Here is a 26,519-nt window from a genome sequence, read left to right as displayed (position 1 = left end):
TTCTTCCGGCCCATCTTCCTTGTCGTTCACTTGTGATAGGGTGTGGGATTGTCCGTCAGCCCCAGCAGATAATCTACACTGGTTCCATAATAGCGAGCCAGGGCAATCAGGGAGGCACTGGGCACATCCAGCACGCCGCTTTCGTATCTGGAATAGGTGGTCTGAGATACATGTAGAATCTCCGCCACCGCAGCCTGATTCAGGTCCCGGTCCTCCCGCAGGTTCCGCAGGCGCTGATACACGGCTCTCCCCCTCCTCCTTGCACAGTTTTTTCTATTTTATGATATGCAAAAATCGCATATTGATTTCTATGCAATAATCGCATAAAATAGAGAAAACTGACGAAATGGAGAGATTTTCATGATCAAGCAGGACCCACCGCCCTGGCGTATTTGGGTAGATACGCAGCGGCGCATTGTCTCCTTCCATCCAGAGGATGGCTTCGAGCTGCTGGAGTTCCGGGATCAAGCACTCTTTTTCCGCTGCGTGGATGAGTATACCCGGCAGCAATACCGGTATCAGTAAATTTTTGTGAAGAATTTGGGTTCCCATGTGGACAAATTGGCTGTTTTCGCGTATACTCTCTTACATAAATATTATGATATCTTATGTTTTATATAAGTTATTATAATATCTCAATTTAATTCAGAAGGAGTGGTTCTATGTCCGAGAGTTATGCCGGCAAGATCAACCGAAAGCTGCTGAAAAAGCGCCGCATTCTGGAAGCCGCCGCTGGACGGGAACCAGCGGACCTGGTGCTGAAAAACGCCACCTATGTCAACGTGTTCTCAAATCAGCTCTGCACCGCCGACATCGCCGTGGCAGAGGGACTGATCGTGGGCATGGGACACTACTCCGGCACTGAAGAGCAAGACTGCACCGGCAGGATTGTCCTGCCCGGCTTTCTGGATGCGCACATTCATCTGGAGAGCTCCCTGGTCGCCCCGAAGGAATTTGTCAAGGCTGTTTTGCCCCATGGCACCACCACAGTCGTGACGGACCCTCATGAGATCGCCAATGTTATGGGGACGGACGGTATTGAATACATGTTGCAGGCCACGGAGGGTCTACCGGTGGATGTGCGTTTCATGCTGCCCTCCTGTGTGCCGGCCACGCCTCTGGACGAGTCCGGCGCGGTACTGGACTACCGGTGTTTGGACTCCTTCTACGACCACCCCAGGGTGCAGGGGTTGGCAGAGATGATGAACTTCGTGGGCATCATCGCCGGAGATGACCAGCCTCTGGAGAAGATCGTAGCAGCCCAGGCCCATCACAAGAAAATTGATGGCCATGCCCCGGACCTGATGGACAACGACCTCAACGCCTACATCGCCGCCGGCGTCTACTCCGACCACGAGTGCCACGACCTCAGCGACGCCATCGCCAAGCTGGAGCGGGGGCAGTTCATCATGATCCGGGAGGGCACCGCCGCCCGGAATCTGGAGGCCCTCTTCCCCCTGCTGTGCGACCAGTACGCTGAGCGGTGCATGTTCTGTACAGACGACATCCATCCCAGTGACCTTCTGGAGCGGGGGCACATAGACGCCATTGTGAAAAAGGCCATCCACATGGGGGCAGACCCCATCACCACCATCAAGGTGGCCTGCCACAACGCCGCCCGGTATTTCCTGCTCAACAACCGAGGAGCCATTGCGCCAGGGTATCTGGGGGATTTTGTAATCATTGATAGTTTTGAGGAGTTCCACATCGAAAAGGTCTATAAAAAGGGTCGCCTCATGGTGGAAAACGGCGCGGTGCAGGCGTTTTCAGAGCCGCCCGTGGAGCCTTATCTGAAAGAGCGGGCCCACAGCACCTTCCATATAGGACGGCTCTCAGCCGAGGACTTTGCGGAGTCTCGACCCCGGGGCATTATCGGCATGGTCAATGGCGAGATCACCACGGTAGACGCCGGCTACTCGGATCGCATCGACGTGGAGTATGATGTGCTGAAGATCGCCGTGGTGGAGCGTCACAGAAATACCCGTCACATCGGCATCGGTTTTTTGCAAGGCTATGGTCTGAGGTCCGGTGCCGTGGCTACCTCGATCTCCCACGACTCCCACAACATCATTGTGGTGGGGGCCGACGAGGCCAGCATGGCCGCCGCTGTCAATCGGGTGGTGGAGCTGAACGGCGGCATTGTGGTCTGGGACGGCGGCGGGGTTGCGGCGGAGGTTCCCCTGGCCATTGCCGGCATCATGAGCGACGAACCCCTGACCGTGGTCAATATTCAGCTGGAGGCCGCAAAGTCAAAGGCCCACGCCCTGGGTGTGAATCCTAATATCGACCCGTTTATGACGCTGAGTTTCATGGCGCTTCCAGTCATCCCCTCCCTGCGGATCACAACCCGCGGCGTTTTTGACGTCACCACCCAAAGCTATGTATAATCCTTTTCTTGAAAAGAAAAGGACCAAAAGAATTTTCGCTCGTTACGCGGGCTGGTGAGAGACCATGTCTGTTCGTCGGCAACCAGGTCTGGTGGCGGCTTCCCCTTCTGTCCTTTTCTTTCAAGAAAAGGGCCAAAAGAATCTTGATACGTTACGGGAACTGGCGGGATACCGGGTCTGCCGCTCAGCAACCCGACTTGGTGTTCAATAGCCCGCCCCGCCGACAGGCAGGCGGCAGATCTGAGCGATCTGCCGCCTGCTTTAAAAGTCATGGCGGCTCCCGCCGCCAAGTCCCATCGCCTCATAGATTTCCACAATCCGCTCAATCCGCCGGAAGCAGATTGGGTCATCCAGCTCCTCGTCGTCCAGCACATCCCGAATTTCCCGTAGCGCCTGCCAGCACCGCTCCTTCATCACCCGCTCCAGAGCCTCCTCCCCGCAGCTGATGTGCACCTTCGCTCCGCTGTCGAGCAGTATTTTGGCTAGAGTCCTTAGCTCAAATTTCATCGCAACCCCTCTTTTATTTTAGAATAAGACGAAGTAATTATAGGACAATATTCATGTTAAAGTCAAGCAAATACATCGTGCTGGGGTAAAACATGAATAAGTCCTACTTTTATGATAATTCAAATTTGATCTCCCGGCATCTGCGCCGTATACGGAAAGAGCAAAAGCTGTCTCAAGAGGCCCTGGCCGCACAGATGCAGCTTCTGGGAGTAGACATCAACCAACGGCTCATCAGCAAAATCGAACGCAACGAGCGCTTTGTGAAGGATTATGAGCTTGCCTGCTTCTGTCAGATATTAAATGTCACGGAACGGGAGTTGTTGGCTGATTTCTATGAAATCCACGAATCATGAAGCTCCCCTCCCATAGCGCTCCATCACCAAAACAAGCGGCAAATCCTTGTGGATTTGCCGCTTGTTTTGATAGCTATAGGGTCTCACGGATGGTCCGAAGCGCGGCGGCAAATTCCCCCGGCCTCTCGTGCGCGGGGTTGTGCCCCGTTCCCGGAATCACCGTGAAGCCTTTGACCGGAGCCTCGATGGTCTCAAAATACGCCCTGCTGAGGCTCGTGGGCGCGATGGGGTCCGCCTCTCCCAGCAGGTAGTGAATCGGTGCCGCGTACCGAGGGGCAAAATCCCCTAGTCGAAACGACAGCATTTGCAGGTGCAGCGGGCGGTTCACCTTCATGATCTGCGTAAAGCTCAGAAGATCGCTCCACCGGAAGACGGGGCTTCGCCGCATGGAGTTCAGCAGCTCCCCCAGGCCGGTGCCGGAGGCCGGTCCGTCGTCATAGGCCGCCTGAATCCTCCGCATCCGCGGCAGCAGCTTCAAAAGCCGCTCCGGGTCATTGGGCGGATAGTCCCCCATCTGCTCTAAAGCCCGCACATGCGCCTCATTTCCCGCCCGCCGGGCCATTTCCAGCGTTTCCCGGTAAGCGGTCCGCTCGTTTTCCATCATGCCGACCACCTGCCCCACGCCGATATACGCCAGAACAGTCTCCGGATGCCGCAGCACATAAAGGCTCCCCAGTACGCTTCCCCAGGAGTGGCCCAGCAGAACCACCCGCTCAGTCTGATACTTCCGCCGGAGGTGTCCGATAACACCGTGCAGGTCTGCCAGCATCTGCTCCATACTCTCCGGTCGGTCCCGCCTCCCATTCCTGCGGAGCGTTTTGCCCGCGCCCCGCTGGTCCCAGTGTACATGGGTGAACATTTCACCCCAGGCGCTATCCAGCTGGTAGGCAAACAGCGACTCCACGCTGCCGGGGCCGCCGTGCAAGTACAGCAGCACCGGCGTACCGGGCGCTTTTGGGTAATGGAGCAGATAGTGCTCAATTCCGTTGGCAAAGACGTATTCCTCTTCAAAAGGACAGCGTTTCTCCACCGTCTGCTCAGTCATTCTCCACGGTGATCTGGCACATCTTCATGGCCTCCAGAGCGTTTCGGTGGCTCTCCGGCGTAACGCCGGCACAGCACCGCGCGTCCACCACAATCTCCGCCTCCGGCAAAAACGCCTTGATAAGCAGTGCATTGGAGATCACGCAGATATCTGTGCACAGGCCGATAAAGGTAACTTTCTCTACGCCGGGCTTTCCCTGCTTGTGGAGATCCTCGTCCCGGGCTTTCAGCAAGGCGCCCAGATACCGGCTGGCAAAGGCGGGCTTGTCAATGGGATGCCGCGCGTCTTCCCGGAGCTGGTCAATGATCTCCCAGCCCTCCGTTCCCCGGATGCAGTGCGGGACCGGGAGCTTCTTCCCCTCCTGGGTTGAGAGGTAGTTTGCCTCATGGGTGTCCCGGGTAAAGAGAATCTCCTCTCCCCGGTTCATGCCCTCCACTACCCGGCCTACCACATACGGCACGATCTCCCCGGCCTCCGGCGTGCCCAGGGCGCCAGATACAAAATCATTTTGCATGTCCACAACGATCAGAATCTCCATCTGAAAAAGCCTCCCCCCACAATTTTCTCTTATTATAGCAGGCCTTCCCCTTAAAATCCACGGAATCTTTCACGTTCTTCCAGGAAAGTCTTGACTTTCGCCCGTCAGTTCGCTACCATAGAAACATCCTGAAAAGGGGAAGATGAACGGCAATACCGTTCTCTTTTTTCGGCCTCGGGAGTGTGTAAAAAAAAGTGAGGGAGACTATTTCATGAAACGCGAAAACTTTCAATCCCGCTTAGGCTTCCTGCTGGTGAGCGCCGGCTGCGCCATCGGCATCGGCAATGTGTGGAAGTTCCCCTATGTGACCGGCGAAAACGGCGGCGGCGTATTTGTTCTGTTCTATGTGCTGTTCCTGGTGATCATGGGAGTGCCCGTACTGACCATGGAGCTGGCCGTGGGACGTGCCAGCCGCAAGAGCGCGGTACTGGGGTACAAGGCTCTGGAGCCCAAGGGCAGCAAGTGGCATATTCACGGCTGGTTCTGCGTCATTGGCTGCTGCCTTCTGATGATGTACTACACCACAGTCTCCGGCTGGATGCTGGATTATTTCTATAAGTTTACCGTCGGCGCCTTCGACGGCGCTGCCACCGATGCTGTGGACGGCGTGTTCTCCTCTATGCTGGCCAATCCCGGCGAGATGGCCGTCTTCATGGTGATCATTGTGCTGGCGGGCTTTCTGGTGTGCTCCTTCGGCCTTCAGAAGGGATTGGAGCGCATCAGCAAGTGGATGATGCTGGCGCTTTTGGCGCTGATTGTGGTTCTGGCAGTTCACAGCCTCACCCTGGACGGCGCCATGGAGGGCGTGAAGTTCTATCTTCTGCCGGACTTCCAGCGGGCCGCGGAGGTGGGCCTTGGCAATGTCATCACCGCCGCCATGAATCAGTCCTTCTTTACCCTGAGTCTTGGCATCGCCGCCATGGAGATTTTCGGCAGCTACATGAGCCGGGAGCACTCCCTCACCGGAGAGGCGGTGCGCATCTGCTGCCTGGACACCTTTGTGGCGTTCATGTCCGGCATGATCATCTTCCCCGCCTGCTTCAGCTTTGGCGTACAGCCGGACAGCGGCCCCTCCCTCATCTTCGTCACCCTGCCCCGGGTATTTGTGAACATGGCCGGCGGCCGAGTCTGGGGCGCTTTGTTCTTCCTGTTTATGACGTTCGCCAGCTTTACCACAGTGCTCGCGGTGTTTGAGAACATCATGGCCAGCTGTATTGATAATTTTGGCTGGTCCCGTAAGAAGGCGACTGGTATCTGCTGCGTGTTCATTCTTCTGGCCAGCATGCCCTGTGTTCTGGGCTACAACGAGTGGTATTTCTCTGTGGTGCTGCCCAACGCTCCCAACGGCGGCCAGATTTTGGATATTGAGGACTTCCTGGTGAGCAATCTTCTGCTGCCGCTGGGTTCTCTCATCTATCTGCTCTTCTGCGTCACCAAGTGGGGCTGGGGCTTTGACAAATATCTGGAGGAGGCCAACACTGGTACGGGCCTCCGGATGTCTCGGGCTTTCAAACCCTATTTCCAGTTTATCCTGCCCATTATCATCCTGGTCATTTTGATTCAGGGCCTGATTTGAGTGCATATTCACGGCGGCATGCGATTGCATGCCGCCGTTTTTCCGATTTTAGGATTTACTTTTTCTCCCGGGGCGCATATACTAGATTCCAGAAATCAAAGGAGGCGTGCTGCGTATGAAACTGCATCTCACTGATCCCAAAACCGTGGACCTTACCCGCTATTGGGGAACCCAAAATGCCCTGCTGACTGCCGGAGACAAGACCGGCTGCAACACCATGACCATCGGTTGGGGGCAAAATGGCCTGGTCTGGGGTCTGCCGGTATGCACCGTTTACGTGCGGCCGGAGCGCTATACGTATGAGTTTATGGAGTCCCATGACTACTTCACTCTCTCTATCCTGCCTGAGAGCGAGAAGAAGGCCATGGCCCTATGCGGTACCAAGAGCGGCCGGGACACGGATAAGATCGCCGCCTGCGGTCTGACGCTTGCCTATGGTGCGGGGGATGCGCCGTACTTCGAGCAGGCGGAGCTGGTGCTGGTGTGCCGCAAGCTCTATGTGCAGGACCTGGATCTTGGCGGCATGGCGGAGAAGGTTCAGACCTTCTACGGTCCCGCTCAAGGCGGTATTCACCGCGCCTACACCGGTGAAATCCTCGAAGCCTATACGTTTTCTTAAAAAGAAAACGTATCAAAAAGAATTTGGCTCGCTCTGAGGGCTAGGTAGTTCACCGAGCCTCTGCGACGGCAACGCGGCCGGATTTGCGCCGGAGCGGGAAAAACGGACCGGGTACGGCCGGAAATTGATGGAAAACAAGGAGCGTTCATGCAGGATACGACAAAGGAAATTCGAGACAAAGTGGTGCTGGTGGGGCTGAACTCCCCGGTGCTGAAACAGGAGGAGAACGCCGACGAGGACACTATGGAGGAGCTCAGCGCCCTGGTGGAGACCGCCGGTGGCGAGACGGTGGGCATTGTGCTGCAAAACCGCCCCTCCCCGGACCCCCGCACCTTTATCGGCGAGGGCAAGGTAGCTGAGGTACAGCTCTACTGTGAGAACACCGGCGCCACTATGGTCATCTTTGACAACGACCTCTCACCCTCTCAGATGCGGGTTCTCACCCAGCTGCTGGGCGTCCAGGTGCTGGACCGCTGCGGGCTGATTCTGGATATTTTTGCCCAGCGGGCTCAGACCCGGGAGGGCCGGCTCCAGGTGGAGCTGGCCCAATATCAATATCTGCTGCCCCGGCTCACCGGCATGTGGACCCACCTGGAGCGTCAGGCGGGTACCAGCGGCAAGGGTCCCATCGGCTCCAAGGGCCCCGGCGAAACCCAGCTGGAGACGGACCGGCGGCACATCCACCGGAAAATTGACAAGCTGCGGGAGGATTTGAAGGACGTGCGCCGGGTACGGGGCACCCAGCGCCAGCAGCGGCGGAAAAACGAGGTCCCCGTGGTGGCTATCGTTGGCTATACCAATGCGGGCAAGTCCACCCTGCTCAACCACCTCACCGGAGCGGGCATCCCTGCCAACAACCGTCTCTTTGATACCCTGGACACCACCAGCCGCCTGCTCCGCGTCAGCGACACGCTGGACGTGGTGGTATCCGATACGGTGGGCTTTATCCGCAAGCTCCCCCACCAGCTGGTGGAGGCGTTCAAGGCCACCCTGGAGGAGCTGGAGTACGCGGACCTGCTGCTCCACGTCATCGACGTGTCCAACCCGGAGTGGCAGCTCCAGGCGGCGGTGGTGGAAAATCTGATCCGGGAGCTGGGCGCCGGGGAGCTGCCTCGGATTGATGTATTTAACAAGTCAGACCGGTTACCCGTCGGGGAGATCATGCCCCACGGCGAGGATATCTGCGCCATTTCCGCCCGGACTGGCGAGGGCATCGACCGCCTGTTGGAGATGATTGACCAGCGGCTGGACAAGGGCACCCGGCGGGTGGTGCTCCACCTGCCCTATGACAAAGGCAGCCTGCTGGACATGCTGTATCGGGAAGCTAAGGTGGAACAGGTGGAGTACGGCGAGACGATAGACGTCACAGTGGTCTGCGGTCCCCGGACTCTCGGCCAGGTGCAGCCCTTTATGGAGGACTGATCCCGGCCAGCCCCGCGCCGGTGCGCAGCCCCAGCAAAAAGGCGTGGATGGCAGTAAATTCCTGTATTTTTTCGTAGCTCTCCACGGCGTGCTGGCCCAGCTCGTTTTCCACAAGCTCAAAGTGAAAGCTGTAATCGGCTTGGGGAACAGCGTCCAGATAGGGCCGGATATACCGGGGATAGAGCCATTTCATGAAATCGGACATGAAAATCCCCCTTTCATAACACGTCACATCTGGTGTATTCTCATAATAACACACCTGATCCGGCGTGTCAAGGAGTTCTTATGAAAATTGGAAATCGGTTAAAAGAATTGCGCAAGGAGCGCAGCGAAACGCAAGTACAGGTTGCCAATGCCATTGGAATGGGTGACCGTCATTATCAGCGGCTGGAAAATGATGACGGGCTTCCCGGCCTGGAAATCTTTTGCGCGCTGGCGGAGCACTTCGGTGTGTCTATGGACTATCTGGCGGGCCGCACGGACCGGCGGGAGGTGTCCCGGTGACGCCGGTGATCGAGACGCCCCGGCTGCTCCTCCGGCCCTTTCAGGATACTGACGCGGCGGACGTGTACCGCTACGCTCAGGACCCGGCGGTGGGGCCGGTGGCCGGCTGGCCTCCCCACCAAAGCGTGGAGGAGAGCCGTGAGATCATCCGCACGGTGTTCTCCGCACCAGACGTCTTTGCTATGGAGCTCAAGGAGACGAGCGCCGTTATTGGCTCCGTGGGCTTTGTGGGCAGCCATCCCGCGGGGGAGCACTGCCCAGATGACGAGTTGGGCTATGCCCTCTCCCGCCAATATTGGGGCCGTGGGCTGATGCCTGAGGCTGCCCAGGCGGTGCTGCGCTATGGATTTGAGCGCCTGCACCGCGTCTGGTGCGCCCACTACGCCGGGAACTGGCGCAGCGCCGCCGTCATCCGCAAGTGCGGCTTCCGCTACCAGTTTTCCCGCCCCACGGAGGTAACGCTCCTGGGCGAGACCCGGCAAACCTATTTTTACGTATTGACCAAGGAGGCGTGGCGTGAGCGAGTATCGGGTGCCCTATGAAGCCAGCGAGAGCGAATTCGTGGAGAAGCGCTCCCGCTTTATCAGCCACCTCTGGCGGGTGGAAAGCGAGGCCGAGGCCCGTGCCCGCATCGAGGAGATGAAAAAGAAATACTACGATGCCCGCCACAACTGCTGGTGCTACTTACTGCGGGAGGGCGGCGCGGTCCGCTACTCCGACGACGGCGAACCCCAGGGCACCGCCGGCCAGCCCATGCTGAACGTATTTCAGCGGGAGGAAATCTGGAATGTCTGCTGTGTGGTGACTCGGTACTTCGGCGGCATCCTGCTGGGAGCCGGGGGGCTGACCCGGGCCTACACCAGGGGCGCCCGGGACGCCCTGTGCGCAGCTGGCTGCGCTGTCATGGGCCTTTGGACGCTGTGGGACGTGCCCTGCACCTATCCCCTCTTTGAGAGGATGAAGCTGGAGATCGCCGCCTGTGGCGGCGTGGTGCGGGACGCGGAGTACGGCGCGGATATCGTGCTGCGGGCGGCCTTCCCCGCCGGCGGCGTGGAGCAGTTCTCTCCCCGCCTGACGGACCTCTCCGCCGGGGCGCTGGAGATGGTGGCGGCGGGCGAGGAATTCCTGCCCGGTCCCCGGGAGGAGATCCCATGAGAAAAAGGACGCGCCTGCGGCGCGTCCTTTCACGTCTTTTGTTGTTCAGCGTCCAGCCGGGAGGCCAATGCGTTCAGCTCCGCTCCGGACTGATCCATCACCCGCGGCAGCTGGGCCAGGTTGACCTCCACCTTCCGCAGCTCCCCCGTCACGTGGCCCGCGGCGGCCTCAAAGGTGCTCATCAGAGCCTGGTACTGCTTCTGGAACAGTTCCACGGTCTGCTGTAACTGTGTGGCCGTGGCCTGTTCCAGGTCCGCTGCCCGCTTCCGGGCCTCGCACTCAATGGCGCCGATCCGCTCCCGAAACTGGGCGTAGGCCTCCGCATCCGGCCGCAGCCGAGCCACCTCCTCCCGCAGGGGCTTGAGCTGCTCCAACTCCTGCCGCAGGGCTGTCTCCTCTGCAAGAGCGTCCTGCAGGCGGGTATGCTCTGCGGTCAGGGTCTCTACTTGGGCACCCAGCGCGCCGCATTTTCCCTCTAAATCAGCGAGCTGTTCCTTCAAGCTGGCGTTCTCTTCCTCCAGAGCCTTCTGCGCTTCCGCAGCCCGCTCGATATATTGAATAACATCCTGCTTGTCAAATCCGCCGAATGTCACACTCTTGATGGCGTAGTTATCCATAGACCCACCACTTCCCGTTTTATCTTTGTGATTTACTATATCACAGCCCCTGTTCTTTTACAAGGGCCATTCATAAAGTGAAATTTTTTTCAAAAACCCCTTGCAATTCCAAAAGAAGTGTGCTATTATAAACAAGCTGTCCAGAATGGACATGCGCCCTTAGCTCAGCTGGATAGAGCGTCTGGCTACGGACCAGAAGGCCGGGGGTTCGAATCCCTCAGGGCGTACCACGTCGGAGTAAAGTAAACTTTGCTCCGACGTCTTTTTATATCTACGGCAAAAAAGACGTCGTCTACCCGCTCCCTGATACTTCCTTTCCAGATCGTGACTGTTCTGCTGGGTCATGATCTGGATGACCGCTTTCCTGAGGAACCCCAGATCGTAGCCCCTTGCCAGGAACCCCGCTGATTTCAGATGAAATCAGCGGGGTTTGTTTGTATTTTCTTGTGGCCTTGATTCTGGCTGACCCATCTTTGGCCTATTCAGCGTTGGATGGGGCTCATTTGCAAGGTGGACATCCGCCAAATTTTCACATACTTCTAAATCTGTTCAGTCTCTCTATGCCTCATAAAATAGCTATGACCAAATACCTCCCGCGTCTTTGCTGGGTAAACGGCAAAACGAAGAAACGGAATAGCCGGAGCTACGCCGTTTCTCAAAACAATCTCGAGCCTGTTTTTATTGGCGCCGCCCCGAGGCATGCTTTTCCTCCCAGTATTTCAGGTATGGCTTCTCACTGGCCTGAAGAAAGCGGATCAGCTCCCACCCCAGTTTAGGGAGATATCGCCCTTTTTTGAAGAAAAATCCCAAATCAAAGACCAACGGTTCTTCAAAGCTGCGGAGTACTAAGCCTTCGCAGCCGGGAATGCTGTGTCCGGCTGCCTCGCTGATGATGCCAACATACCGGCAGGATTTTACCAGGCTTACCATACAGAGGATCTGGGTATAGTTCAGCACCACATTCATGGAGAGGTGTTGCTGCTCAAACGCTTCATCCATCAGGCGCTTAACCTTGGACTGAGCATCCATCATCACAAGCTTTTCACCTGCCAAAAGGGAGAGGGGAATCCGCTCCTGCTTGGCTAGCTGATGGTCTGGATGCAGCACGATCCGGATCTCCGCCTTGCTGATGGGAATGGTTTCGATCCCGGGGAGATCCTGAGTGTCCGGAAACCCGTTATAGGCCAGATCCAGCTTCTCACTCTGGATCATCTGCAGGTGCTTTTGCATGGAGCCTTCATCCAGGTGAATCTTGCCCTGGGGATGCTCCTTCAAAAAGTCGGAGAAAACCAACGGCGCGGTGGAATCCATAAAGGCGTAAGACATCCCCAGCCGCAACTGCTGCTCTGCCGAGTCGGAGAGATCCCGCGTGGCGCTTTCAGCCTCCTGGCAGAGCAGCAGGATCTTCTGGACCCACTGCATAAATTGCTCGCCCTCATAAGTAAAGATTACACGCTTGGAGCTGCGCTCAATGAGTTTTACGCCAAGGTCCGATTCTAAAGTATTGATGGCGGCGGAAATTGTGGGTTGAGAAACAAAAAGGGAGTCTCCGGCCTGGGTAAAATTCTTATACTGATAGACCGCATTCAGATATTGAAGGTGTCTAAGATTTAACATGGTCGTTCCTCCGCTCTTACAGAAATCTTTTTCTATCATATTCGCTTTTTTCCCATAAAACAAGTTTTTCTTTCCATAAGAAATTTGGATGCTGGTTACAGCGAAGTACAGCAAATATGATAAATCTTTGACACATTATGGATAGTTTTTTGTAATCCATGGATAATTTCTTAGTATTTTACAATTCAAAAATTCCCGACTACAATGTTACACGAAAGCAGCCGGCTGAGCTTTCATCTGGAAAAAGGAGGGAGGAATAACCCCTTCCGATCCCCACTGCAATGAATATCTCTGCAACAAATACCGGAAAGGATGTAAAAAAAATGACTATCGCATTCAGTGTGATCGGCATTCTCCTGGCATTCGGTGCGCTGATCTTCGCAGCGTATAAGAAGATCAGTATGTTCCTGGCGGCTGTTCTGGCAGCAGCCATTGTGGCGCTCTTCGGCGGCTTAGATGTGGCGGCCTCCATCGTAGGGGCCGAGGGTCCCTTCCTGATTGGTATGAAAGACTTTGTCGGCAGTTGGCTTGTGGTCTTTGCCATGGGCGCGCTGCTGGGTGCTCTGTATGACAAGAGCGGTGCCACCTGGCGGATCAGCAGTACTCTGATCAACAAGGCAGGCACCCAGTGGACCCTGCTAATCTATGTTCTAGTAGGCGGTCTGCTGGTTTACGGCGGCATTCAGGTTACTGTCATGATCTTTGTACTTCTGCCCTTCGCTAAGATCCTTTTCCCAAAGGCAGGCATTCCATGGTATCTGTTCCCTGGCATCACTGGCTTGGCCATCGCTACCTTTGCCATGGGACAGATGCCCGGCAGCCTGCAGATGCAAAATATTATCCCCTCTCGGTTACTGGGTACCGAGCTTACCGCCGCTCCGGTGGAGGGCATTCTCGCTACGCTCTTCATGATCATTGCGGGTGTTGGCTACCTCTCTTGGCAGTGCAAGCGCGGCCGCAACGATCCTGCCGCTGCCATCGAGAACTATCAGGTCCAGGGCGGTATTCTGGATGAGAAAGAGCTGGAGGGCCGCGCCCCTCACTTCCTGGTGTCTCTGATCCCCATGGTGGTGACCTTTGTCCTGATCAACGGCTTCGGTGTGGAACTGCTCTACGGTCTCGGCGCAGGTTGTATTCTCTCCGTCCTGATGTTCTGGAAGGCCCTGAACGGCGTCCACGGTGTCAGCGACGTTCTCTCTGAGGGCTTCAACAACGGCATTTTCCCCTGCATCATTATCGCGGCCGTGGTAGGCGTTGGCAAGGTGGTCTCCGCTACGGAGGTCTTTGCTCTGGTCCAGGAAAATATCATCAATCTACCTCTGCCGGGTCTTCTGAAAGTGGCCGCTATCACCACGATCATTGCCGGTATTACGGGTTCTGCCTCCGGCGGCCTGACCATCGCCCTGGAGCTTTTTGGCGAGACCTTTGTCTCCTGGGGTTACACGCCCGAGATCATTCACCGTGTAGCATCCATCGCCTGCGGCGGGCTTGATACGCTTCCCTGGAATGGAACGGTAGTCATGCTGTTCGCGCTCTCCGGCGTTTCCTACAAAAAGGGGTATCTGCATGTGGCGGTGGAAACCGTCATCCTGCCACTGCTGTCCCTGGTCCCTGTGTTTATCTATTACTCCCTCACTCACTGAGAAAGGTCGTGTTGTGAATTATGGCAACCTATGACAAGGACTTCCTGCTGTCGCTGTACCGGAATATGGTTCGAATCCGGGCTTTTGAGGAGCATGCAGCCGAATGCTTTACCAAGGGCATGCTGGCCGGCAATATCCATTTGAGTATCGGCCAGGAAGCCGCCGAAGCCGGCGCCTTTGCGGCCATCGAGCCCAAAGATTACTTCACCTCCACCCACCGTGGCCATGGCCATGCCATCGCCCGAGGCGCGGACCCCAAGTTGGCCATGGCAGAGCTCTTCGGCAAGGCCACCGGCTACTGCAAGGGCAAGGGCGGCTCCATGCACATTGCGGATATGAAGAAAATGAACCACCTGGGCGCCAATGGCATCGTAGGTGCCGGCCAGCCCATCTCCGCTGGCAGCGCACTGGCCTCCAAGATTATGGAGGATGGCTCCGTCACCGTTGGCTGCTTCGGCGATGGCGCTACCAACGAAGGCTCTTTCCACGAGTCCCTGAATATGGCCGCCGCCTGGAAGCTGCCTATGGTCTGGTTCATCGAGAACAATTGCTACGGTGTTTCTACCGAGATCCACCGCATCACCAACACCCCGGATCTGGCATCCCGAGCCGCTGCCTATGGTGTGCCCTATGCCGTGGTGGACGGGACCGATCCCATAGCTGTTTATGAGGCCATGAAGGTAGCCATGGAGCATGCCCGCTCCGGCCAGGGTCCTTACCTTGTGGAGGCCAAAGTCTACCGCTATCAGGGCCATTACTGCGGCGATCCCGCCGTATATCGCCCCAAGGAGTACATGGAGCAGGCCTTAAAGAATGACGGCATCATGAAGCTGGGCAAGCGGCTGCTGGAAGCCGGCGCCACCCAGGAGGAACTGGACGCTGTGAAGTCGGCGGCGGAAGCCGAGATGGACGAGGCTGTAAAGTTTGCGGACGAGTCCCCTTATCCCGACCCCGCCACCGTGCTCGATGATATGTATGTGACCGATAACGAAAGGTGCGTGGCAAGATGAGCAAGAAGATCACCGTCAGCAAGGCCATCGGTGAAGCCTTGCATGAGGAGATGCTCCGAGATGACAAGATGTTCATTATGGGCGAGGATATGGCTGTTATGGGAAACGTCTTCGCCATTACTCGGGGCTTTCTGGAGGAGTTTGGCCCCAACCGCGTGATCGACACGCCGATCTCTGAGGAGGGCTTTGTTGGAATGGCTGTTGGCGCGGCCATGCGCGGTATGCGACCTGTGGTGGAGCTCATGTACGATGACTTTGCCACCGAGTGTGCCGATCCCCTCTTCAACCAGGCCGCCAAGATCCGCTATATGACTGGCGGCCAGTGCAGTGTTCCCATGGTGCTGCGGGCCCCTATGGGCTCCGGCCGCCGCAACGCCGGCCAGCACTCCCAATCCCTGGAGAACTTCTTCTGCCATTTCCCTGGCCTGAAGGTTGTGGCTCCCTGCTCTGCCGAGGATGCCAAGGGCCTTCTGAAGACTGCCATCCGAGACGATGACCCCGTGGTCTTCTTAGAACACAAGCTGCTCTACGCCCGCAAGGAGGAGATTCCTGAGGGGGAATACACCATCCCGCTGGGCAAGGCCAGCGTCAAGCGCGAAGGCAAGGACCTTACAATCATCTCGTGGTCCCGAGAGGTCAACTTCTCCATGGAGGCCGCGGAAGCACTGTCCAAGGAGGGCATTGACGCGGAGGTCCTGGACCTGCGGAGCCTGGTGCCTCTGGATTGGGACGCCATCCGTGCTTCTGTTTCCAAGACTCACTATGTCGTTATTGTCAGCGAAGAGGTCAAGCGCGGCAGCTATGCCGGTGAACTCTCTGCCCAAATTGCCGAAGAGCTTTTCGATGAGCTGGATGCTCCCGTGGAGCGGGTCTGCGGACTGAATATCTGTTCTCCTTTCAGTCCTGTGCTGGAGGACAAAAATTTCCCCCATCCCGAGAACATCGTCCAGGCCGTCAAGCATGTGCTGAACAAGTGAGGAGGGGCAGAACATGGCATATGAAATTTTGATGCCGCAGCTGGGCCTAACGATGGAGGAGGGCACCGTCTCCCAGTGGATCAAGCACGAGGGCGATGCGGTAAAGGCGGGCGACGTGGTCGCAGAGATTACCACAGATAAGCTGACTCATGAGCTTCAGAGCGAGCACGATGGTGTGCTTCTAAAAATCGTGGCCCAGGAGGGGGAGGATGTTCCTGTAAAGGGGGTCCTCGCCTATATCGGTGAGGCTGGGGAGAGCATCACAGCTGCACCGGCCGCTGCGCCTGCGGCAGCGGAATCAGTTCCTGCTGCAGCATCCCCCGCGGCAGCTGCTCCTACTGCGGACGGCAGGCGCATTCGCATCTCGCCTCTGGCCCGGAAGACCGCGGCTAAGCTGGGTGTTACGGACTTTGCCGCTATCGTGGGCAGCGGCACCTCTGGCCGCATCACCCAGAAGGATATCCTGGCAGCCGCTGAGGCTATGAAGACTGCTCCTGCCCCAGCGCCTCTCTCCGTAGCGGCCGCTTCTGCCTCAGAGCCCGCTGCACCCAAGGCCGGTCTGGAGCTGATGGAGGGAGACACCGTGGTGAAACTCTCCGGCATGCGCAAGGTGGTGGCGGAGCGGATGCTCCATTCCCACACTGAAATTCCACCGGTGACTCAGAACACCAAGGTGGATGTGACAGAGCTGATGAAGTTCCGGAAACTTCTGCTGGCGGAAACCGGCCGGAAGTACTCTGTCAACGACTTGATCCTCAAAGCAACCGCTAAGATGCTGCGCCAGCATCCTGAGATTTTGGTGAGCTATGATAACGGCCAGATGATCCAGCGGGCTCATGTGAACATCGGCATGGCCGTGGCACTGGAGGCCGGGCTGATCGTTCCTGTGATTCGGGACGCCGACCGCCTGGGCTTGGATGCCTTGGCAGACAGTGCCAAAGATCTGGCTTCCCGGGCCAAGGGCAACAAGCTCCTTCCAGATGAGTACAAGGGGTCCACCTTCTCCGTTTCCAACCTGGGAATGTTCGGTATTGAGACCTTCACGCCCATTGTTAACCAGCCAGATGCCGCAATTCTGGGTGTCTGCGCGGTGCAGGATGAGCTGACCCTGGCGGAGGATGGTTCGGTAAGCAAGCGACAGGTCATGCGACTGTCTTTCACTTACGACCACAGGCTCATTGACGGCGCCACTGCCGCCAAGTTCGTCATGGACCTGCGCGATCTGCTGCAGAGTCCCATGTGTATCGTATTGTAATGGGAGGCAATCGCAATGGCATATGAAATTTTAATGCCGCAGCTGGGCTTGACCATGGAGGAGGGCACCGTCTCCCAGTGGATGAAACACGAAGGCGATGCGGTAAAGGCGGGCGACGTGGTCGCAGAGATTACCACAGACAAGCTGACTCATGAGCTTCAAAGCGAGCGCGATGGTGTGCTTCTAAAAATCGTGGCCCAGGAGGGGGACGACGTCCCTGTAAAGGGCATTCTCGCCTATATCGGTGAGGCTGGGGAGCGCGTCACAGCCGCACCGGCTGCTGCTGCTCCTGCGACTTCTGCCGCGGATCTCAAGAGTGTGATCGTGGTGGGCGGAGGTCCCGGCGGCTATGTAGCTGCCATCCGGGCGGCCCAGTTGGGTGCGAAGGTCACCCTCATCGAAAGGGAGCATCTGGGCGGCACCTGCCTGAACATAGGCTGCATTCCAACCAAGTGTCTGCTGCACTCTGCGGAGCTGGTCTCTGAGATCCAGGACCAGGGGAAGCACATCGGTGTGGAAGTTAGCGGCGTTACCGTGAACTTTCCCCAGGTCATTGCCCATAAGAACGATATCAGCCGGCAGCTTACCAGCGGTGTTGCCGCCCTACTGAAGGCCAACAAGGTGTCAAAGATTGATGGTGAAGCCAGCTTCACCGCTCCCAAAACCCTGAGGGTCGCCAAGAAGGACGGTTCTTCAGAGACCATGGCGGCGGACGCCATCATTCTGGCAACCGGCTCTATCAATTCCCAGCCTCCCATCCCCGGTCTGATGGAGAACCCTAACTGCATCGACTCAACCGGCGCTCTCAGCCTGGAAAAGCTGCCCAAGACCATGGTGGTCATCGGCGGCGGCGTCATCGGTTTAGAGCTGGCCTGCGCTTATGCGGCCTTCGGCACCAAGATCACGGTGATCGAAGCTCAGGACCGCATGCTGCCCATGCTGGATGGCGACCTCACGAAGGTAGGGGTGGCCCATATGAAGAAGATGGGTATGGAGTTCCACCTGGAGTGCCCGGTGCAGTCCGTGGAGGCCTCCCCCATGGGAGCCAAAGTAGTCTGCAGGGACAAATCCGGCGCTGTTGTCTCCTTTGAAGCGGAGAAGGTCCTGGTCGCCATCGGCCGCAAGGCCAACACTGCCTCCTTGAATCTGGAAGCTGGACAGGTTGAACATGACCGGGGCCGCATCCTTGTCAATGACCGGATGGAAACCTCTGTTCCCGGTGTATATGCCATCGGTGATTGTGTCTTTGGCCATGCGCAGCTGGCGCACACCGCTTCCGCCATGGGCGAGGTGGCGGCAGAGAACATCTGCGGGCAGTCTGCATCCTATGACGAGGCCACCAATCCCACCTGCGTCTACATTGAGCCGGAGGCGGCCTCCGTGGGTCTCACGGAGGAGCAGGCCAAGGCTCAGGGAATTGACTACACGGTAGGAAAATTTCCTCTCAGCGCCAACGGCAAGTCCCTGATCCTCAATGGCGGCGAGGGGCTGGTCAAGATCATCGCTGGGAAAGAATACGGCGAGGTCTTGGGGATGCACATCATTGGGCCTCGTGCCACCGATCTCATTGCTGAGGGCGCGCTGGCCATTGGTGGAGAGATGACCTTAGATGAGATCGTTGCCACCATCCACTCTCATCCCACGGTAACAGAGTCCGTCCGGGAATGTGCCTTGGACGCCCTGGGGCGGGCGGTGCACATTCCACCCCGCAAGAAAAAATAAGACAGGAAGGAACTGATTCATATGAAGACCATTGGCTACCTGGGGCTGGGCATCATGGGCTATGGCATGACGTCCAATCTGATTGATAAGAGCGGCATTACAGTTTATGGCTTTGACCCGATCCCCGCTCTGCGGGAGCGTTTTGAAAAACGCGGCGGCAAGGCCACGGCAGACGCTGCTGAACTCTACCGCGCCTGTGATATCATCTTCATGTGCCTGCCCACCAATGCCATCGTGAAGAACACCATCACGGACATTATGAATACTGCCCGTCCCGGCACCATCATTGTGGACATGGGCTCCACCTCTCCCTATGTGATCAAGGAGCTCCACGCCACCGCCCAGAAGAAGGGCTTTCACCTGCTGGATTCTCCCGTCAGCGGCGGCGAGACCGGCGCCAACGGCGGCAGCCTTGTCATCATGTCCGGAGGTGAGAAGGAGGTCTTTGAGGAGGTCAAGCCCTATCTTCTCATGATGGGCAAGAGCGCCACTTATATGGGGCCCTCCGGATGCGGTTCCACCGCCAAGATTGCCAACAACATGATGGTTGGTATTCACCTGCTGGCCATGGACGAGGCCTATGCCTTTGCAACCAAGGCTGGCCTGGACCCCAAAACTCTCTTTGATGCCATTCACGGCGGCTTCGCACAGAGCGCCGTGATGGACCTGAAGGTCCCCAAAATCCTCAGCCGGGACTTCAGCGCCAGCGCCCGCATTGCCGTTCATCTAAAGGACGTCAACAATGCCATGGAACTGGCCGAGCACCTGGGCGTGGAAATTCCGATGACCAAGATTGTCAAGGAACAGATGGACTGGATGGATGCCCACGGCATGATTGATGAGGATCAATGCGCTCTGGTAAAATATTACGAGGACGCCATGAGCGTTGAGGTCAAGTAAGCCCCCCTCTCTGCCTGGTGGATCACTGCAGGGCCGGGTGAGATCGCCCGGTCCTGTTTTCCTATCGGTGAACATGGAGATGGGAGGGAATACCATGGAGCTTTTCATCACTGCCAGCGTCAATGCCGGGATTTCTCTGCACTGGGGTGCCCACCAGGTCTGGTGTGACGCTCTGCACGACACTCGGGTACCTGGGCTGTCCACCCTGACACCGGAACGCTTCCGGCGTCTGCTGGCACACCCGGCCTTTCAGGGTCCGGAGCTGCTTTTTTTCACACACTGCCATCCAGATCACTATTCCAAAGCACAGGTGCAGGAAGTCCGGCGGCGCTGGCCCAGCTGCTTTTTGGCACTTCCGGAGCAGCGGGAAACCGCGCAGATCCTGCTGCAGGGGGAAAGCCCCGGTCTGCGGCTGGGAACGGACCTTGTGATCCGGTTCCGCCGCCTGCCCCATGAGGGAAGGCAGTATGCTGCAGTGCCGCACTACGGAGCCATCCTGGAGCGTGAGGGCTTTCGCATCCTGCTGGCCGGAGACTGCGCCATTGCCGCGCAGGAGCTGGCGGATTTTGTAGATGGCGCCTCCATTGATCTCGCAGTGCTGCCATTTCCCTGGATCACACTGCCCAGAGGACGGGCCTTTGTAGAGCAGGTCATCCGGCCAGGCCGCCTTCTCATTCACCATCTGCCGCTGCCGGAAGACGACACCTACGGCTATCGCCCAGCCGCAGAAGCAGCACTGGGCAAGGTTCGGGTGCCAGAGGTCCAACTTTTCAACCGCGCATTTCAAGAGATCTCATTTTGAAAGCAGAAGCTGGCGCGGGACCCGCTCCGGAAAAATCGATCACTACAAGGAGGAAAACGTAATGCCTGCCACCAAGCCCACCGTATATCTGGAGACTCACAGCCAGGACCCGGCCTACAACCTGGCCTTTGAGGAAACCGTTCTGAAGGTTCGGAAGGACCGGCCATATTTGCTGCTCTGGCAGAATGACAACACCATTGTAGTAGGCCAAAATCAGAACACCGCCGCAGAAATTGATCCGGACTTTGTGGAGGCGCATCATATCCATGTAGTTCGCAGAATCACCGGCGGCGGCGCTGTCTATCACGACCTGGGGAATCTCAACTATTCCTTTTTGACAGATGTGGACAATGCCGCTGACATGACCTATCAGCAGTTTACCCGTCCGGTGGTGGAAGCGCTTCAGGGACTGGGGCTTCAGGCGGAAGCCTCCGGCCGTAATGACATCCTGGTAGAGGGACGCAAGGTCTCCGGTACGGCCCAGCGTCTGCTGGGCAAGCGAATGCTCTTCCACGGGACGCTGCTCTTTGATTCCGATCTCAGCACGATCGCTGGCGCCCTTCGGGCAGATCCGTCGAAGTTTCAGTCTAAGAGCGCACAGTCCGTCCGTTCACGGGTGGGAAACATTCGTTCCTTTTTGAAAGAGGATATGAACCTGCCGGCTTTCTGGCAGTATCTCAAGAGTTCCTTCGGCGGCGAGGGGCTGGAGAGCGGAAGCCTGACGCAGGAGGAGCTGGCAGCGGTCCAGGCGCTGAAGGAGAACAAGTATGACACATGGGAGTGGACTTATGGCCGATCTCCGCATTTTACCTTCATCAATAAGCGTAAGTGGCCAGGCGGCATGCTGGAGGCAGGCCTCCAAGTGACAGAAGGGCACATTGAGGATCTCCGCTTTTACGGGGATTTCCTCTCTCTCACATCCCTGGATGGTACGGTGGAGGCCCTGCGGGGAGTTCCCTACCGCCGGAGAGAGGTGGAAAAAATTCTAAAAACGCTGCCGCTGGACCGTTGCTTTGGCTCCCTGACACCCCAGGAGATCCTGGATACCATCTTTGCCTGAGAGAAAGCATTGCTGTAAGGCTCGAGGTAAGACATCAGGAGCAATGACTTTTATGGCTCTCATCCTGTTGTATCAGGCTCTTTCACTTGGATGATTGTTCGATCTGTGTAAGATGTGGCTTATCTAATTGTTCCAAATGAATATCGTGCGCATGAAATTTTTTCGGTCTGAGCTCCAAATCCAACGCATCATTTCGCTCCATATCAGCCGGATATATGGCGCAAAGACCTGTAACGCTCTCTCAGCTTACCTGTTCTGTGCTAGTATAAAGGGAAACTGGGATATAGAAAAATGATTCAAAAACTATTTGCCACAGTATGGACTTTCCCCTATCATAGTACTTACTTGATGCAAAGCAAATGGTTTCGATAATGATTGTTTCAAATTATGATGGATAAACAGGTCGGATTTTGTTGGTCTTTCCACCATCTTCTATAGAAACTATAGACGATGGGTGGATCTGAACGGATTCAAGCACTGTTGGCACGATCATTATGGGCGCAGTCATCGGTGCGATTCCAGCAATGACGGTTCTTTTAAAAAGCAGGTGCATCTGTTCGATAGATGCACCTGCTTTTCGTATTACTAAATTTACCTTACTCGGTCTTCCCCCAAACTATGGCGTCAGGCACTTCTGCCTGTTCATCCTGTATTTCTGGAGGAAACATACTTGGAGGCCACCAAAAGGTCTGTAATCTTTTGGGCAGAGCTTTTCAGGTCCGCAATCATTTGCTCCCGCGCCGGGGGTCCCATTCGAAAACACGGGCCGGAAATGCTGATTGCGGCCGTGGGATAATGTGTGTAATCAAAAATAGGAGCCGCGTAGCAGCAAAGGCCAACCTCCAGTTCCTCATTATCACACGCGTATCCGTTTTTCTTTGCCTCTGTCAGCTCCTGCTCCAGCCGCTGCGGATCAGAAATCGTGTGCTTGGTAAACTGCTGCAGCGAAAGGCTCTGTATGATCATGTGCAGCTCTTCCTGCCCATAATAGGAAAAAATGATTTTACCGTTGGCCGTACAATAAAATGGAAGCTGGTGCCCCACTCGTGTACAAGTCCTCATGGAGTGTTCACTGTCGATTTTATTCAGATAAATAATATCGCTGCCGATTGGCGCAGCCAAATTTACAGTCTCGCGGTACTTTCCATTCAGCTCCAACAAAAAGGGCTGTGTGATGGTGCTGAGGTTAATGTTGGAGTTCGCGCCCAGCAAAAACGCAGTCATTCCAAGCCGATACTTGTTGGTCTGAGGGTCCTGTTCCAGAAAGTGTTCGTTTTTTAATGTGGTCACAAGAGTCGAGGTGGTCGATTTGTGCAGCTCCACTCGCTCGCTGATTTCCTGCAGGCTCAATTCAGCGGAGTCAAAAAAGCACCTCAATATTGCAGCAGCCCGGGATACGGACTGAATCGGCCCCTTCATTTTGCCAGGCTCGTTTGGCGGCATAGCTGTTTTTCCTTTCTACACAAAACTTTCCATTTTTAATATAGCATCTTTTACTATTTTTTCAAGCAATATTTGCTGATGTTCCATATAATCGTACACTTACCCAAATTTTTGTACAAGCTCATACTCTTTTTTAGAACGCAACCGGAGGAAGACCGTAAAGGGTCTTCCTCCGGTTCTTGTAATAGAATGTACAGCGGGTGGATTGGCTGTGCAAAGCTACTCCCAAAGTCTCCGTCCCTGCCGGTTCAATCAGATACGCATAAACGGAATTACTTGGAAACCTCCCTGTGTGGGCATCTTTGGTATCAGTGGTAAACGCCTCTATCAGCCCACCGCCTGCCTCACCGTATTTTTACAAGCCCCAGTATAAAATTGCTGAAATTTTACACACAAGTTATATCAGCCGCATGGATTTTAATAGGAATATGCCCAGTGTCAGTGTCACAACAGAGGCGCAGGATGTCGTCAACACGGCATCCGCTGCAATGTCCTGATCTCCCCCCAGGCGGCTGGCCAGGATAAAGCAGTTTACCGCAGAAGGTGCCGCAAAAAACACATATACAGCTACCAGCTCTGCAGAGCGGAAGCCCACGGCAGCCGCCGTACTAACCACCGCCAATGGGATGAGCACCAGGCGAACGAGAATCGTCGGGATTGAATAGCGCAAACGGCTCCAGCATCCTCTGAAATTAAATTGGGAGCCCAGCATTACCAAGGCTAGCCCCGTAGTCATGTCCGCTAGTTTTGCAATCGTGTTGTCAAGAACCGCAGGTAAATCCAGCGTAAAAATCCCCAGCAGCAAACTAATGACGGAAGCAATGGTCAGCGGATTTTTCAGAGCCTTCACCAGCGCGTCTTTCACGGCCTTTCCAATTCTGTTATGCCTCTCCTCCGTGAACATCACTAAAATTAAAACCGTGAGGACATTATACAGAATCATGCCGAATGGGATCAGCGTCATAGTGGGGGCGGCCCCAGACTCCCCCAACAGACTTGTTGCCAAGGGAATCCCAAGAATGGCAAAGTTCCCTCGAAACATGTCCACGGTAACAGTTGCCGCCTTTGCACGATCTTGTATGATACGGGGCACTGTAACTACCAGAACTGCCGCTGCCAAAAAAATTGCCGCTACTGTAAAAAGAATCAATTTGGGGTTAAAAACAGTTTTTAAATCACAGGACAGCATACTTTCCAAAATCCCACAGGGAATTGCTACATAGAAAACCACCTTTGTGCTATCCTCTACAAAGGTATCTCCTACCACACGCATCTGCCGCAGAAAGTACCCCACGACGCAGCACAGAAAAATAGGGGTTACTGCATGAAAGCTGAACCAAAAATCGTTCAAAGCCACATTCCTCGTCCCTAACCATCAAGCCGCTGTTTTACGCGCATGGATTTTCTTCATAATAACAGGAACCACCATCAGCAGCACCATAACGATCAACAATGCCAGGGAAATAGGCTTTGTAAAGAAAATGGAAGGGCTACCGCCATTAATCTTGAATGCCTGTGAAAAATTTTTCTCCAGCGTGCTGGTCAGTACAAACGCCAAGAGCAACGGGGCAATCGGGTACTTATTTCGATTGAGAAAATATGCTATGAAGCCAGCGATGATCATGACATAGACATCAAAGATATTGTTATTCGCAGCATATGCGCCAACCACACAAAGAGTCATGATGATAGGTGCCATGATACCAGCAGGGACCTTTAAAATTTTGGTCAGGAATGGAATCACACCAATCGCAATGATGATGCAAATTACATTGCCCACATACATGGAGGCAATCAATCCCCAGCAGAAATCCGCCTGTTCTGTGAATAGCCGCGGCCCCGGCTGCAGTCCCCACATCATCAGTCCGCCCAGGAGAACGGCCGCCGTTCCCGAACCTGGAAGGCCTAATGACAGCAGGGGGGCGAAAGCGCCGGCTGCTGCCGCATTGTTTGCGCCCTCAGAGCACGCTACACCCTCCACAACACCTTGACCGAACTCTTTTCCCCTTTTGCTGACCTTTTTACCAGTCATATAGCAAAGGAAAGAGGCAATGGTCGCACCGGCGCCGGGTAAAATACCGACAAAACATCCCAGGAGACCGCTGCGTGCCGCATTCGGCAACACGCCTTTCACCTCATCTTTATTGAGAAGGCTTCCCTTGATGGTGAGTTTCTCCCCACCCAAGAAATTGAACTCAGCTCGGTTTGTGACCATCTCTATGACCTGAGCGAATCCGAACATTCCAATAACGATGGGAATGAAGGTCAGTCCAGAGTACAAATTGATGTTGCCGCCGGTAAAACGGATTTGACCATTAACCGGGTCCATCCCCACCAGCGCCAGCATAGCGCCAAGGAAAGTAGAGATCAAGCCATACTTGGGATCGTCCCCCATCATCCATCCTATCGAGCAAAATGCAAGCAGCAGCAGGGAGACCATTTCAGCAGGTCCAAACTTGAGTCCAAGCTTAGCCAATGTTGGTGCAAGAACCGTTAAGATAATAATACCGATGGTTCCGCCCACGAAGGAAGCAAAGTTGGCGGCAAACAGAGCCTTTCCTGCCTTCCCCTTCCTCGTCATCGCATAGCCGTCCAGTGCGGTCATAACCGCCGGCGCATCGCCAGGGATATTGAGAAGAATCGCACTGAAGGCGCCGCCGTACATATTGCCATAGTAGATACCGGCCAGCATAATAATGCCGGTAGTTGGATTCATATGAAATGTCAGAGGCAGCAGCAGTGAACAGCCTGCCAAGGAACCAATTCCCGGCATGGCCCCCACCACGATTCCCATAAATGCGCCAGCCAGCGCCGCTAAAATATTCTGCGGCAGCAGCGCTACTGAGAAGCCTTGAAATAACAGCGCAAAATTTTCCATGGTTGTGTTTCCTCCTTACAGCAGTTCGCCCAGCAAGCCTGTTGGAAAGGGGACATTCAGCCACAAACGGAAAATTCCGTATACAGCGGCAAACATCACCACTGACACCAAAAGAGACTTTGCCCAAGAGAATTTCTCAACAAACTTCAGCCATAAAAAACCGACCACAATACATGCTCCAAGCAACCCCACAAGGTAGTTGCACAGTAGGATTGCAATCATCGCGCCCACCGGGATCAGGGCTTTTTTATCAATCGAATCCGCTTTCTCTCCTTTTTTAATTTTCGATATCAACATTAAAACACAAAAGAGTGTTAGAAAGCCGCCGCAGACCAGGGGCATAAATCCGCCGCTAATAGAAATACCTTCCCACACGCCGTATTTCGTAATCCCCATGATCATATAGACGATACCGGCAATGATGCCAACCACTTCAACGATATATGTCATTTTCAGTACCTCATTCCAGTTTGTTCTGCTGGTTATTGA

28 protein-coding genes and 1 tRNA gene are annotated in these 26,519 nt (G+C 55.6%); 18 read left to right on the top strand and 11 right to left on the bottom strand.

The annotated features are described in order from the left end of the window. Window positions 1-26: 26 nt before the first annotated feature. Window positions 27-242, bottom strand: a complete 216-nt coding sequence (locus tag KJS55_RS13860; RefSeq protein WP_187030663.1) for a helix-turn-helix domain-containing protein — start codon at window positions 240-242, stop codon at window positions 27-29. A gap of 118 nt (window positions 243-360) precedes the next feature. On the opposite strand from KJS55_RS13860, the gene KJS55_RS13855 reads away from it, so the two are divergent. Then, entirely contained in the window at window positions 361-525 is a 165-nt protein-coding gene (locus tag KJS55_RS13855) for a hypothetical protein (RefSeq protein WP_187030661.1), read from the top strand. Between the two features lie 137 nt (window positions 526-662). Then, a complete protein-coding gene (ade, locus tag KJS55_RS13850; RefSeq protein WP_213543571.1) occupies window positions 663-2,387 on the top strand; it encodes an adenine deaminase in 1,725 nt (574 codons plus the stop codon). A 261-nt stretch (window positions 2,388-2,648) separates the two neighbouring features. Here ade and KJS55_RS13845 read toward each other — a convergent pair whose 3' ends face one another. Next, a complete protein-coding gene (locus KJS55_RS13845; protein WP_213543570.1) occupies window positions 2,649-2,894 on the bottom strand; it encodes a hypothetical protein in 246 nt (81 codons plus the stop codon). Between the two features lie 92 nt (window positions 2,895-2,986). Here KJS55_RS13845 and KJS55_RS13840 point away from each other — a divergent pair, with 92 nt between their 5' ends. Continuing rightward, complete coding sequence (locus KJS55_RS13840; RefSeq protein WP_213543569.1) at window positions 2,987-3,247, top strand: helix-turn-helix domain-containing protein; 261 nt, start codon at window positions 2,987-2,989, stop codon at window positions 3,245-3,247. A 73-nt stretch (window positions 3,248-3,320) separates the two neighbouring features. On the opposite strand, the gene KJS55_RS13835 is transcribed toward KJS55_RS13840, so the two are convergent. Both KJS55_RS13835 and KJS55_RS13830 read right to left on the bottom strand, forming a co-directional pair. Beyond that, window positions 3,321-4,292 (bottom strand): alpha/beta fold hydrolase, encoded by a 972-nt coding sequence (locus KJS55_RS13835; RefSeq protein WP_187030656.1) that lies wholly within the window; start codon window positions 4,290-4,292, stop codon window positions 3,321-3,323. Beyond that, window positions 4,285-4,830, bottom strand: coding sequence for a cysteine hydrolase family protein (locus tag KJS55_RS13830; RefSeq protein WP_187030655.1), 546 nt, complete (start codon window positions 4,828-4,830; stop codon window positions 4,285-4,287). The genes KJS55_RS13835 and KJS55_RS13830 overlap by 8 nt, the downstream gene beginning before the upstream one ends. A 211-nt stretch (window positions 4,831-5,041) precedes the next feature. On the opposite strand from KJS55_RS13830, the gene KJS55_RS13825 reads away from it, so the two are divergent. From KJS55_RS13825 to hflX, 3 genes are all read left to right on the top strand, one after another. Then, window positions 5,042-6,406, top strand: a complete 1,365-nt coding sequence (locus tag KJS55_RS13825) for a sodium-dependent transporter (RefSeq protein WP_187030654.1) — start codon at window positions 5,042-5,044, stop codon at window positions 6,404-6,406. A gap of 115 nt (window positions 6,407-6,521) precedes the next feature. Continuing rightward, window positions 6,522-7,025, top strand: coding sequence for a flavin reductase family protein (locus tag KJS55_RS13820; protein WP_187030653.1), 504 nt, complete (start codon window positions 6,522-6,524; stop codon window positions 7,023-7,025). Window positions 7,026-7,172: 147 nt separating this feature from the next. After that, window positions 7,173-8,447, top strand: a complete 1,275-nt coding sequence (gene hflX / locus KJS55_RS13815; protein ID WP_213543568.1) for a GTPase HflX — start codon at window positions 7,173-7,175, stop codon at window positions 8,445-8,447. Here the strand turns inward: hflX and KJS55_RS13810 are convergent. Continuing rightward, window positions 8,434-8,652: a hypothetical protein gene (locus KJS55_RS13810; RefSeq protein WP_187030651.1), complete on the bottom strand. Its 219-nt coding sequence runs from the start codon at window positions 8,650-8,652 to the stop codon at window positions 8,434-8,436. The two genes, hflX and KJS55_RS13810, sit on opposite strands and share 14 nt — an antisense overlap. Window positions 8,653-8,732: 80 nt before the next feature. On the opposite strand from KJS55_RS13810, the gene KJS55_RS13805 reads away from it, so the two are divergent. The 3 genes from KJS55_RS13805 to KJS55_RS13795 are packed head-to-tail and all read left to right on the top strand — an operon-like array spanning window position 8,733 to window position 10,106. Beyond that, window positions 8,733-8,951 (top strand): helix-turn-helix domain-containing protein, encoded by a 219-nt coding sequence (locus KJS55_RS13805; protein ID WP_187030650.1) that lies wholly within the window; start codon window positions 8,733-8,735, stop codon window positions 8,949-8,951. Then, window positions 8,948-9,493 carry a GNAT family N-acetyltransferase gene (locus KJS55_RS13800; protein WP_228300547.1) on the top strand — a complete coding sequence of 182 codons (546 nt, stop codon included), beginning with the start codon at window positions 8,948-8,950 and terminating at the stop codon, window positions 9,491-9,493. The genes KJS55_RS13805 and KJS55_RS13800 overlap by 4 nt, the downstream gene beginning before the upstream one ends. Next, window positions 9,468-10,106, top strand: a complete 639-nt coding sequence (locus KJS55_RS13795) for a YigZ family protein (RefSeq protein ID WP_213543567.1) — start codon at window positions 9,468-9,470, stop codon at window positions 10,104-10,106. The genes KJS55_RS13800 and KJS55_RS13795 overlap by 26 nt, the downstream gene beginning before the upstream one ends. A gap of 29 nt (window positions 10,107-10,135) precedes the next feature. On the opposite strand, the gene KJS55_RS13790 is transcribed toward KJS55_RS13795, so the two are convergent. Continuing rightward, window positions 10,136-10,723 (bottom strand): hypothetical protein, encoded by a 588-nt coding sequence (locus KJS55_RS13790; RefSeq protein ID WP_187030647.1) that lies wholly within the window; start codon window positions 10,721-10,723, stop codon window positions 10,136-10,138. Between the two features lie 153 nt (window positions 10,724-10,876). Between KJS55_RS13790 and KJS55_RS13785 the strand changes: the two genes are divergently transcribed. Continuing rightward, window positions 10,877-10,953 (top strand) — tRNA-Arg (locus KJS55_RS13785). Between the two features lie 448 nt (window positions 10,954-11,401). Here KJS55_RS13785 and KJS55_RS13780 read toward each other — a convergent pair. Then, window positions 11,402-12,340 carry a LysR family transcriptional regulator gene (locus tag KJS55_RS13780; RefSeq protein ID WP_213543566.1) on the bottom strand — a complete coding sequence of 313 codons (939 nt, stop codon included), beginning with the start codon at window positions 12,338-12,340 and terminating at the stop codon, window positions 11,402-11,404. Between the two features lie 323 nt (window positions 12,341-12,663). On the opposite strand from KJS55_RS13780, the gene KJS55_RS13775 reads away from it, so the two are divergent. The 8 genes from KJS55_RS13775 (at window position 12,664) to lplA (ending at window position 21,709) form a co-directional block, all read left to right on the top strand. After that, window positions 12,664-13,983 carry a GntP family permease gene (locus tag KJS55_RS13775; protein ID WP_187030643.1) on the top strand — a complete coding sequence of 440 codons (1,320 nt, stop codon included), beginning with the start codon at window positions 12,664-12,666 and terminating at the stop codon, window positions 13,981-13,983. A 20-nt stretch (window positions 13,984-14,003) separates the two neighbouring features. Beyond that, a complete protein-coding gene (locus tag KJS55_RS13770; RefSeq protein ID WP_213543565.1) occupies window positions 14,004-14,993 on the top strand; it encodes a thiamine pyrophosphate-dependent dehydrogenase E1 component subunit alpha in 990 nt (329 codons plus the stop codon). Next, window positions 14,990-15,970 carry an alpha-ketoacid dehydrogenase subunit beta gene (locus tag KJS55_RS13765; protein ID WP_187030639.1) on the top strand — a complete coding sequence of 327 codons (981 nt, stop codon included), beginning with the start codon at window positions 14,990-14,992 and terminating at the stop codon, window positions 15,968-15,970. The genes KJS55_RS13770 and KJS55_RS13765 overlap by 4 nt, the downstream gene beginning before the upstream one ends. A 13-nt stretch (window positions 15,971-15,983) precedes the next feature. After that, window positions 15,984-17,225: a dihydrolipoamide acetyltransferase family protein gene (locus tag KJS55_RS13760; RefSeq protein ID WP_187030637.1), complete on the top strand. Its 1,242-nt coding sequence runs from the start codon at window positions 15,984-15,986 to the stop codon at window positions 17,223-17,225. A gap of 15 nt (window positions 17,226-17,240) precedes the next feature. After that, the gene (gene lpdA, locus KJS55_RS13755; protein WP_213543564.1) at window positions 17,241-18,947 is read left to right on the top strand and encodes a dihydrolipoyl dehydrogenase; all 1,707 of its coding nucleotides are present in this window, start codon (window positions 17,241-17,243) and stop codon (window positions 18,945-18,947) included. Window positions 18,948-18,968: 21 nt separating this feature from the next. Continuing rightward, window positions 18,969-19,847 (top strand): NAD(P)-dependent oxidoreductase, encoded by an 879-nt coding sequence (locus KJS55_RS13750; protein ID WP_213543563.1) that lies wholly within the window; start codon window positions 18,969-18,971, stop codon window positions 19,845-19,847. Window positions 19,848-19,941: 94 nt separating this feature from the next. Next, entirely contained in the window at window positions 19,942-20,649 is a 708-nt protein-coding gene (locus KJS55_RS13745) for an MBL fold metallo-hydrolase (protein WP_187030632.1), read from the top strand. 61 nt (window positions 20,650-20,710) lie between these two features. Next, window positions 20,711-21,709 (top strand): lipoate--protein ligase, encoded by a 999-nt coding sequence (gene lplA / locus KJS55_RS13740; protein ID WP_187030630.1) that lies wholly within the window; start codon window positions 20,711-20,713, stop codon window positions 21,707-21,709. A gap of 642 nt (window positions 21,710-22,351) precedes the next feature. Here the strand turns inward: lplA and KJS55_RS13735 are convergent. The 4 genes from KJS55_RS13735 to KJS55_RS13720 form a co-directional block, all read right to left on the bottom strand. Further along, complete coding sequence (locus KJS55_RS13735) at window positions 22,352-23,152, bottom strand: IclR family transcriptional regulator (protein ID WP_187030628.1); 801 nt, start codon at window positions 23,150-23,152, stop codon at window positions 22,352-22,354. 397 nt (window positions 23,153-23,549) lie between these two features. Next, entirely contained in the window at window positions 23,550-24,503 is a 954-nt protein-coding gene (locus KJS55_RS13730; protein WP_213543562.1) for an AEC family transporter, read from the bottom strand. A gap of 24 nt (window positions 24,504-24,527) precedes the next feature. Next, a complete protein-coding gene (locus KJS55_RS13725) occupies window positions 24,528-26,030 on the bottom strand; it encodes a tripartite tricarboxylate transporter permease (RefSeq protein ID WP_187030624.1) in 1,503 nt (500 codons plus the stop codon). Between the two features lie 15 nt (window positions 26,031-26,045). Beyond that, the gene (locus KJS55_RS13720; RefSeq protein ID WP_187030622.1) at window positions 26,046-26,480 is read right to left on the bottom strand and encodes a tripartite tricarboxylate transporter TctB family protein; all 435 of its coding nucleotides are present in this window, start codon (window positions 26,478-26,480) and stop codon (window positions 26,046-26,048) included. Window positions 26,481-26,519: the final 39 nt, after the last annotated feature.

Source organism: Pusillibacter faecalis, from assembly GCF_018408705.1.
Classification (GTDB): domain Bacteria; phylum Bacillota; class Clostridia; order Oscillospirales; family Oscillospiraceae; genus Oscillibacter; species Oscillibacter faecalis.
The sequence above is the reverse complement of the archived record's forward strand: the minus strand, read 5'-3'. Positions and strand labels throughout refer to the sequence as shown.

Bases quoted from the DNA above. Each gene is read 5' to 3' on its own strand.
- KJS55_RS13780 (WP_213543566.1), bottom strand. From the start codon at position 12,340: ATGTTAAATCTTAGACACCTTCAATATCTGAATGCGGTCTATCAGTAT.
- ade (WP_213543571.1), top strand. From the start codon at position 663: ATGTCCGAGAGTTATGCCGGCAAGATCAACCGAAAGCTGCTGAAAAAG.
- KJS55_RS13765 (WP_187030639.1), top strand. From the start codon at position 14,990: ATGAGCAAGAAGATCACCGTCAGCAAGGCCATCGGTGAAGCCTTGCAT.
- lpdA (WP_213543564.1), top strand. From the start codon at position 17,241: ATGGCATATGAAATTTTAATGCCGCAGCTGGGCTTGACCATGGAGGAG.
- KJS55_RS13820 (WP_187030653.1), top strand. From the start codon at position 6,522: ATGAAACTGCATCTCACTGATCCCAAAACCGTGGACCTTACCCGCTAT.
- KJS55_RS13810 (WP_187030651.1), bottom strand. From the start codon at position 8,652: ATGTCCGATTTCATGAAATGGCTCTATCCCCGGTATATCCGGCCCTAT.
- lplA (WP_187030630.1), top strand. From the start codon at position 20,711: ATGCCTGCCACCAAGCCCACCGTATATCTGGAGACTCACAGCCAGGAC.
- KJS55_RS13735 (WP_187030628.1), bottom strand. From the start codon at position 23,152: ATGCCGCCAAACGAGCCTGGCAAAATGAAGGGGCCGATTCAGTCCGTA.
- KJS55_RS13830 (WP_187030655.1), bottom strand. From the start codon at position 4,830: ATGGAGATTCTGATCGTTGTGGACATGCAAAATGATTTTGTATCTGGC.
- KJS55_RS13845 (WP_213543570.1), bottom strand. From the start codon at position 2,894: ATGAAATTTGAGCTAAGGACTCTAGCCAAAATACTGCTCGACAGCGGA.
- KJS55_RS13835 (WP_187030656.1), bottom strand. From the start codon at position 4,292: ATGACTGAGCAGACGGTGGAGAAACGCTGTCCTTTTGAAGAGGAATAC.
- KJS55_RS13760 (WP_187030637.1), top strand. From the start codon at position 15,984: ATGGCATATGAAATTTTGATGCCGCAGCTGGGCCTAACGATGGAGGAG.
- hflX (WP_213543568.1), top strand. From the start codon at position 7,173: ATGCAGGATACGACAAAGGAAATTCGAGACAAAGTGGTGCTGGTGGGG.
- KJS55_RS13775 (WP_187030643.1), top strand. From the start codon at position 12,664: ATGACTATCGCATTCAGTGTGATCGGCATTCTCCTGGCATTCGGTGCG.
- KJS55_RS13750 (WP_213543563.1), top strand. From the start codon at position 18,969: ATGAAGACCATTGGCTACCTGGGGCTGGGCATCATGGGCTATGGCATG.
- KJS55_RS13805 (WP_187030650.1), top strand. From the start codon at position 8,733: ATGAAAATTGGAAATCGGTTAAAAGAATTGCGCAAGGAGCGCAGCGAA.
- KJS55_RS13725 (WP_187030624.1), bottom strand. From the start codon at position 26,030: ATGGAAAATTTTGCGCTGTTATTTCAAGGCTTCTCAGTAGCGCTGCTG.
- KJS55_RS13770 (WP_213543565.1), top strand. From the start codon at position 14,004: ATGGCAACCTATGACAAGGACTTCCTGCTGTCGCTGTACCGGAATATG.
- KJS55_RS13720 (WP_187030622.1), bottom strand. From the start codon at position 26,480: ATGACATATATCGTTGAAGTGGTTGGCATCATTGCCGGTATCGTCTAT.
- KJS55_RS13790 (WP_187030647.1), bottom strand. From the start codon at position 10,723: ATGGATAACTACGCCATCAAGAGTGTGACATTCGGCGGATTTGACAAG.
- KJS55_RS13825 (WP_187030654.1), top strand. From the start codon at position 5,042: ATGAAACGCGAAAACTTTCAATCCCGCTTAGGCTTCCTGCTGGTGAGC.
- KJS55_RS13855 (WP_187030661.1), top strand. From the start codon at position 361: ATGATCAAGCAGGACCCACCGCCCTGGCGTATTTGGGTAGATACGCAG.
- KJS55_RS13745 (WP_187030632.1), top strand. From the start codon at position 19,942: ATGGAGCTTTTCATCACTGCCAGCGTCAATGCCGGGATTTCTCTGCAC.
- KJS55_RS13840 (WP_213543569.1), top strand. From the start codon at position 2,987: ATGAATAAGTCCTACTTTTATGATAATTCAAATTTGATCTCCCGGCAT.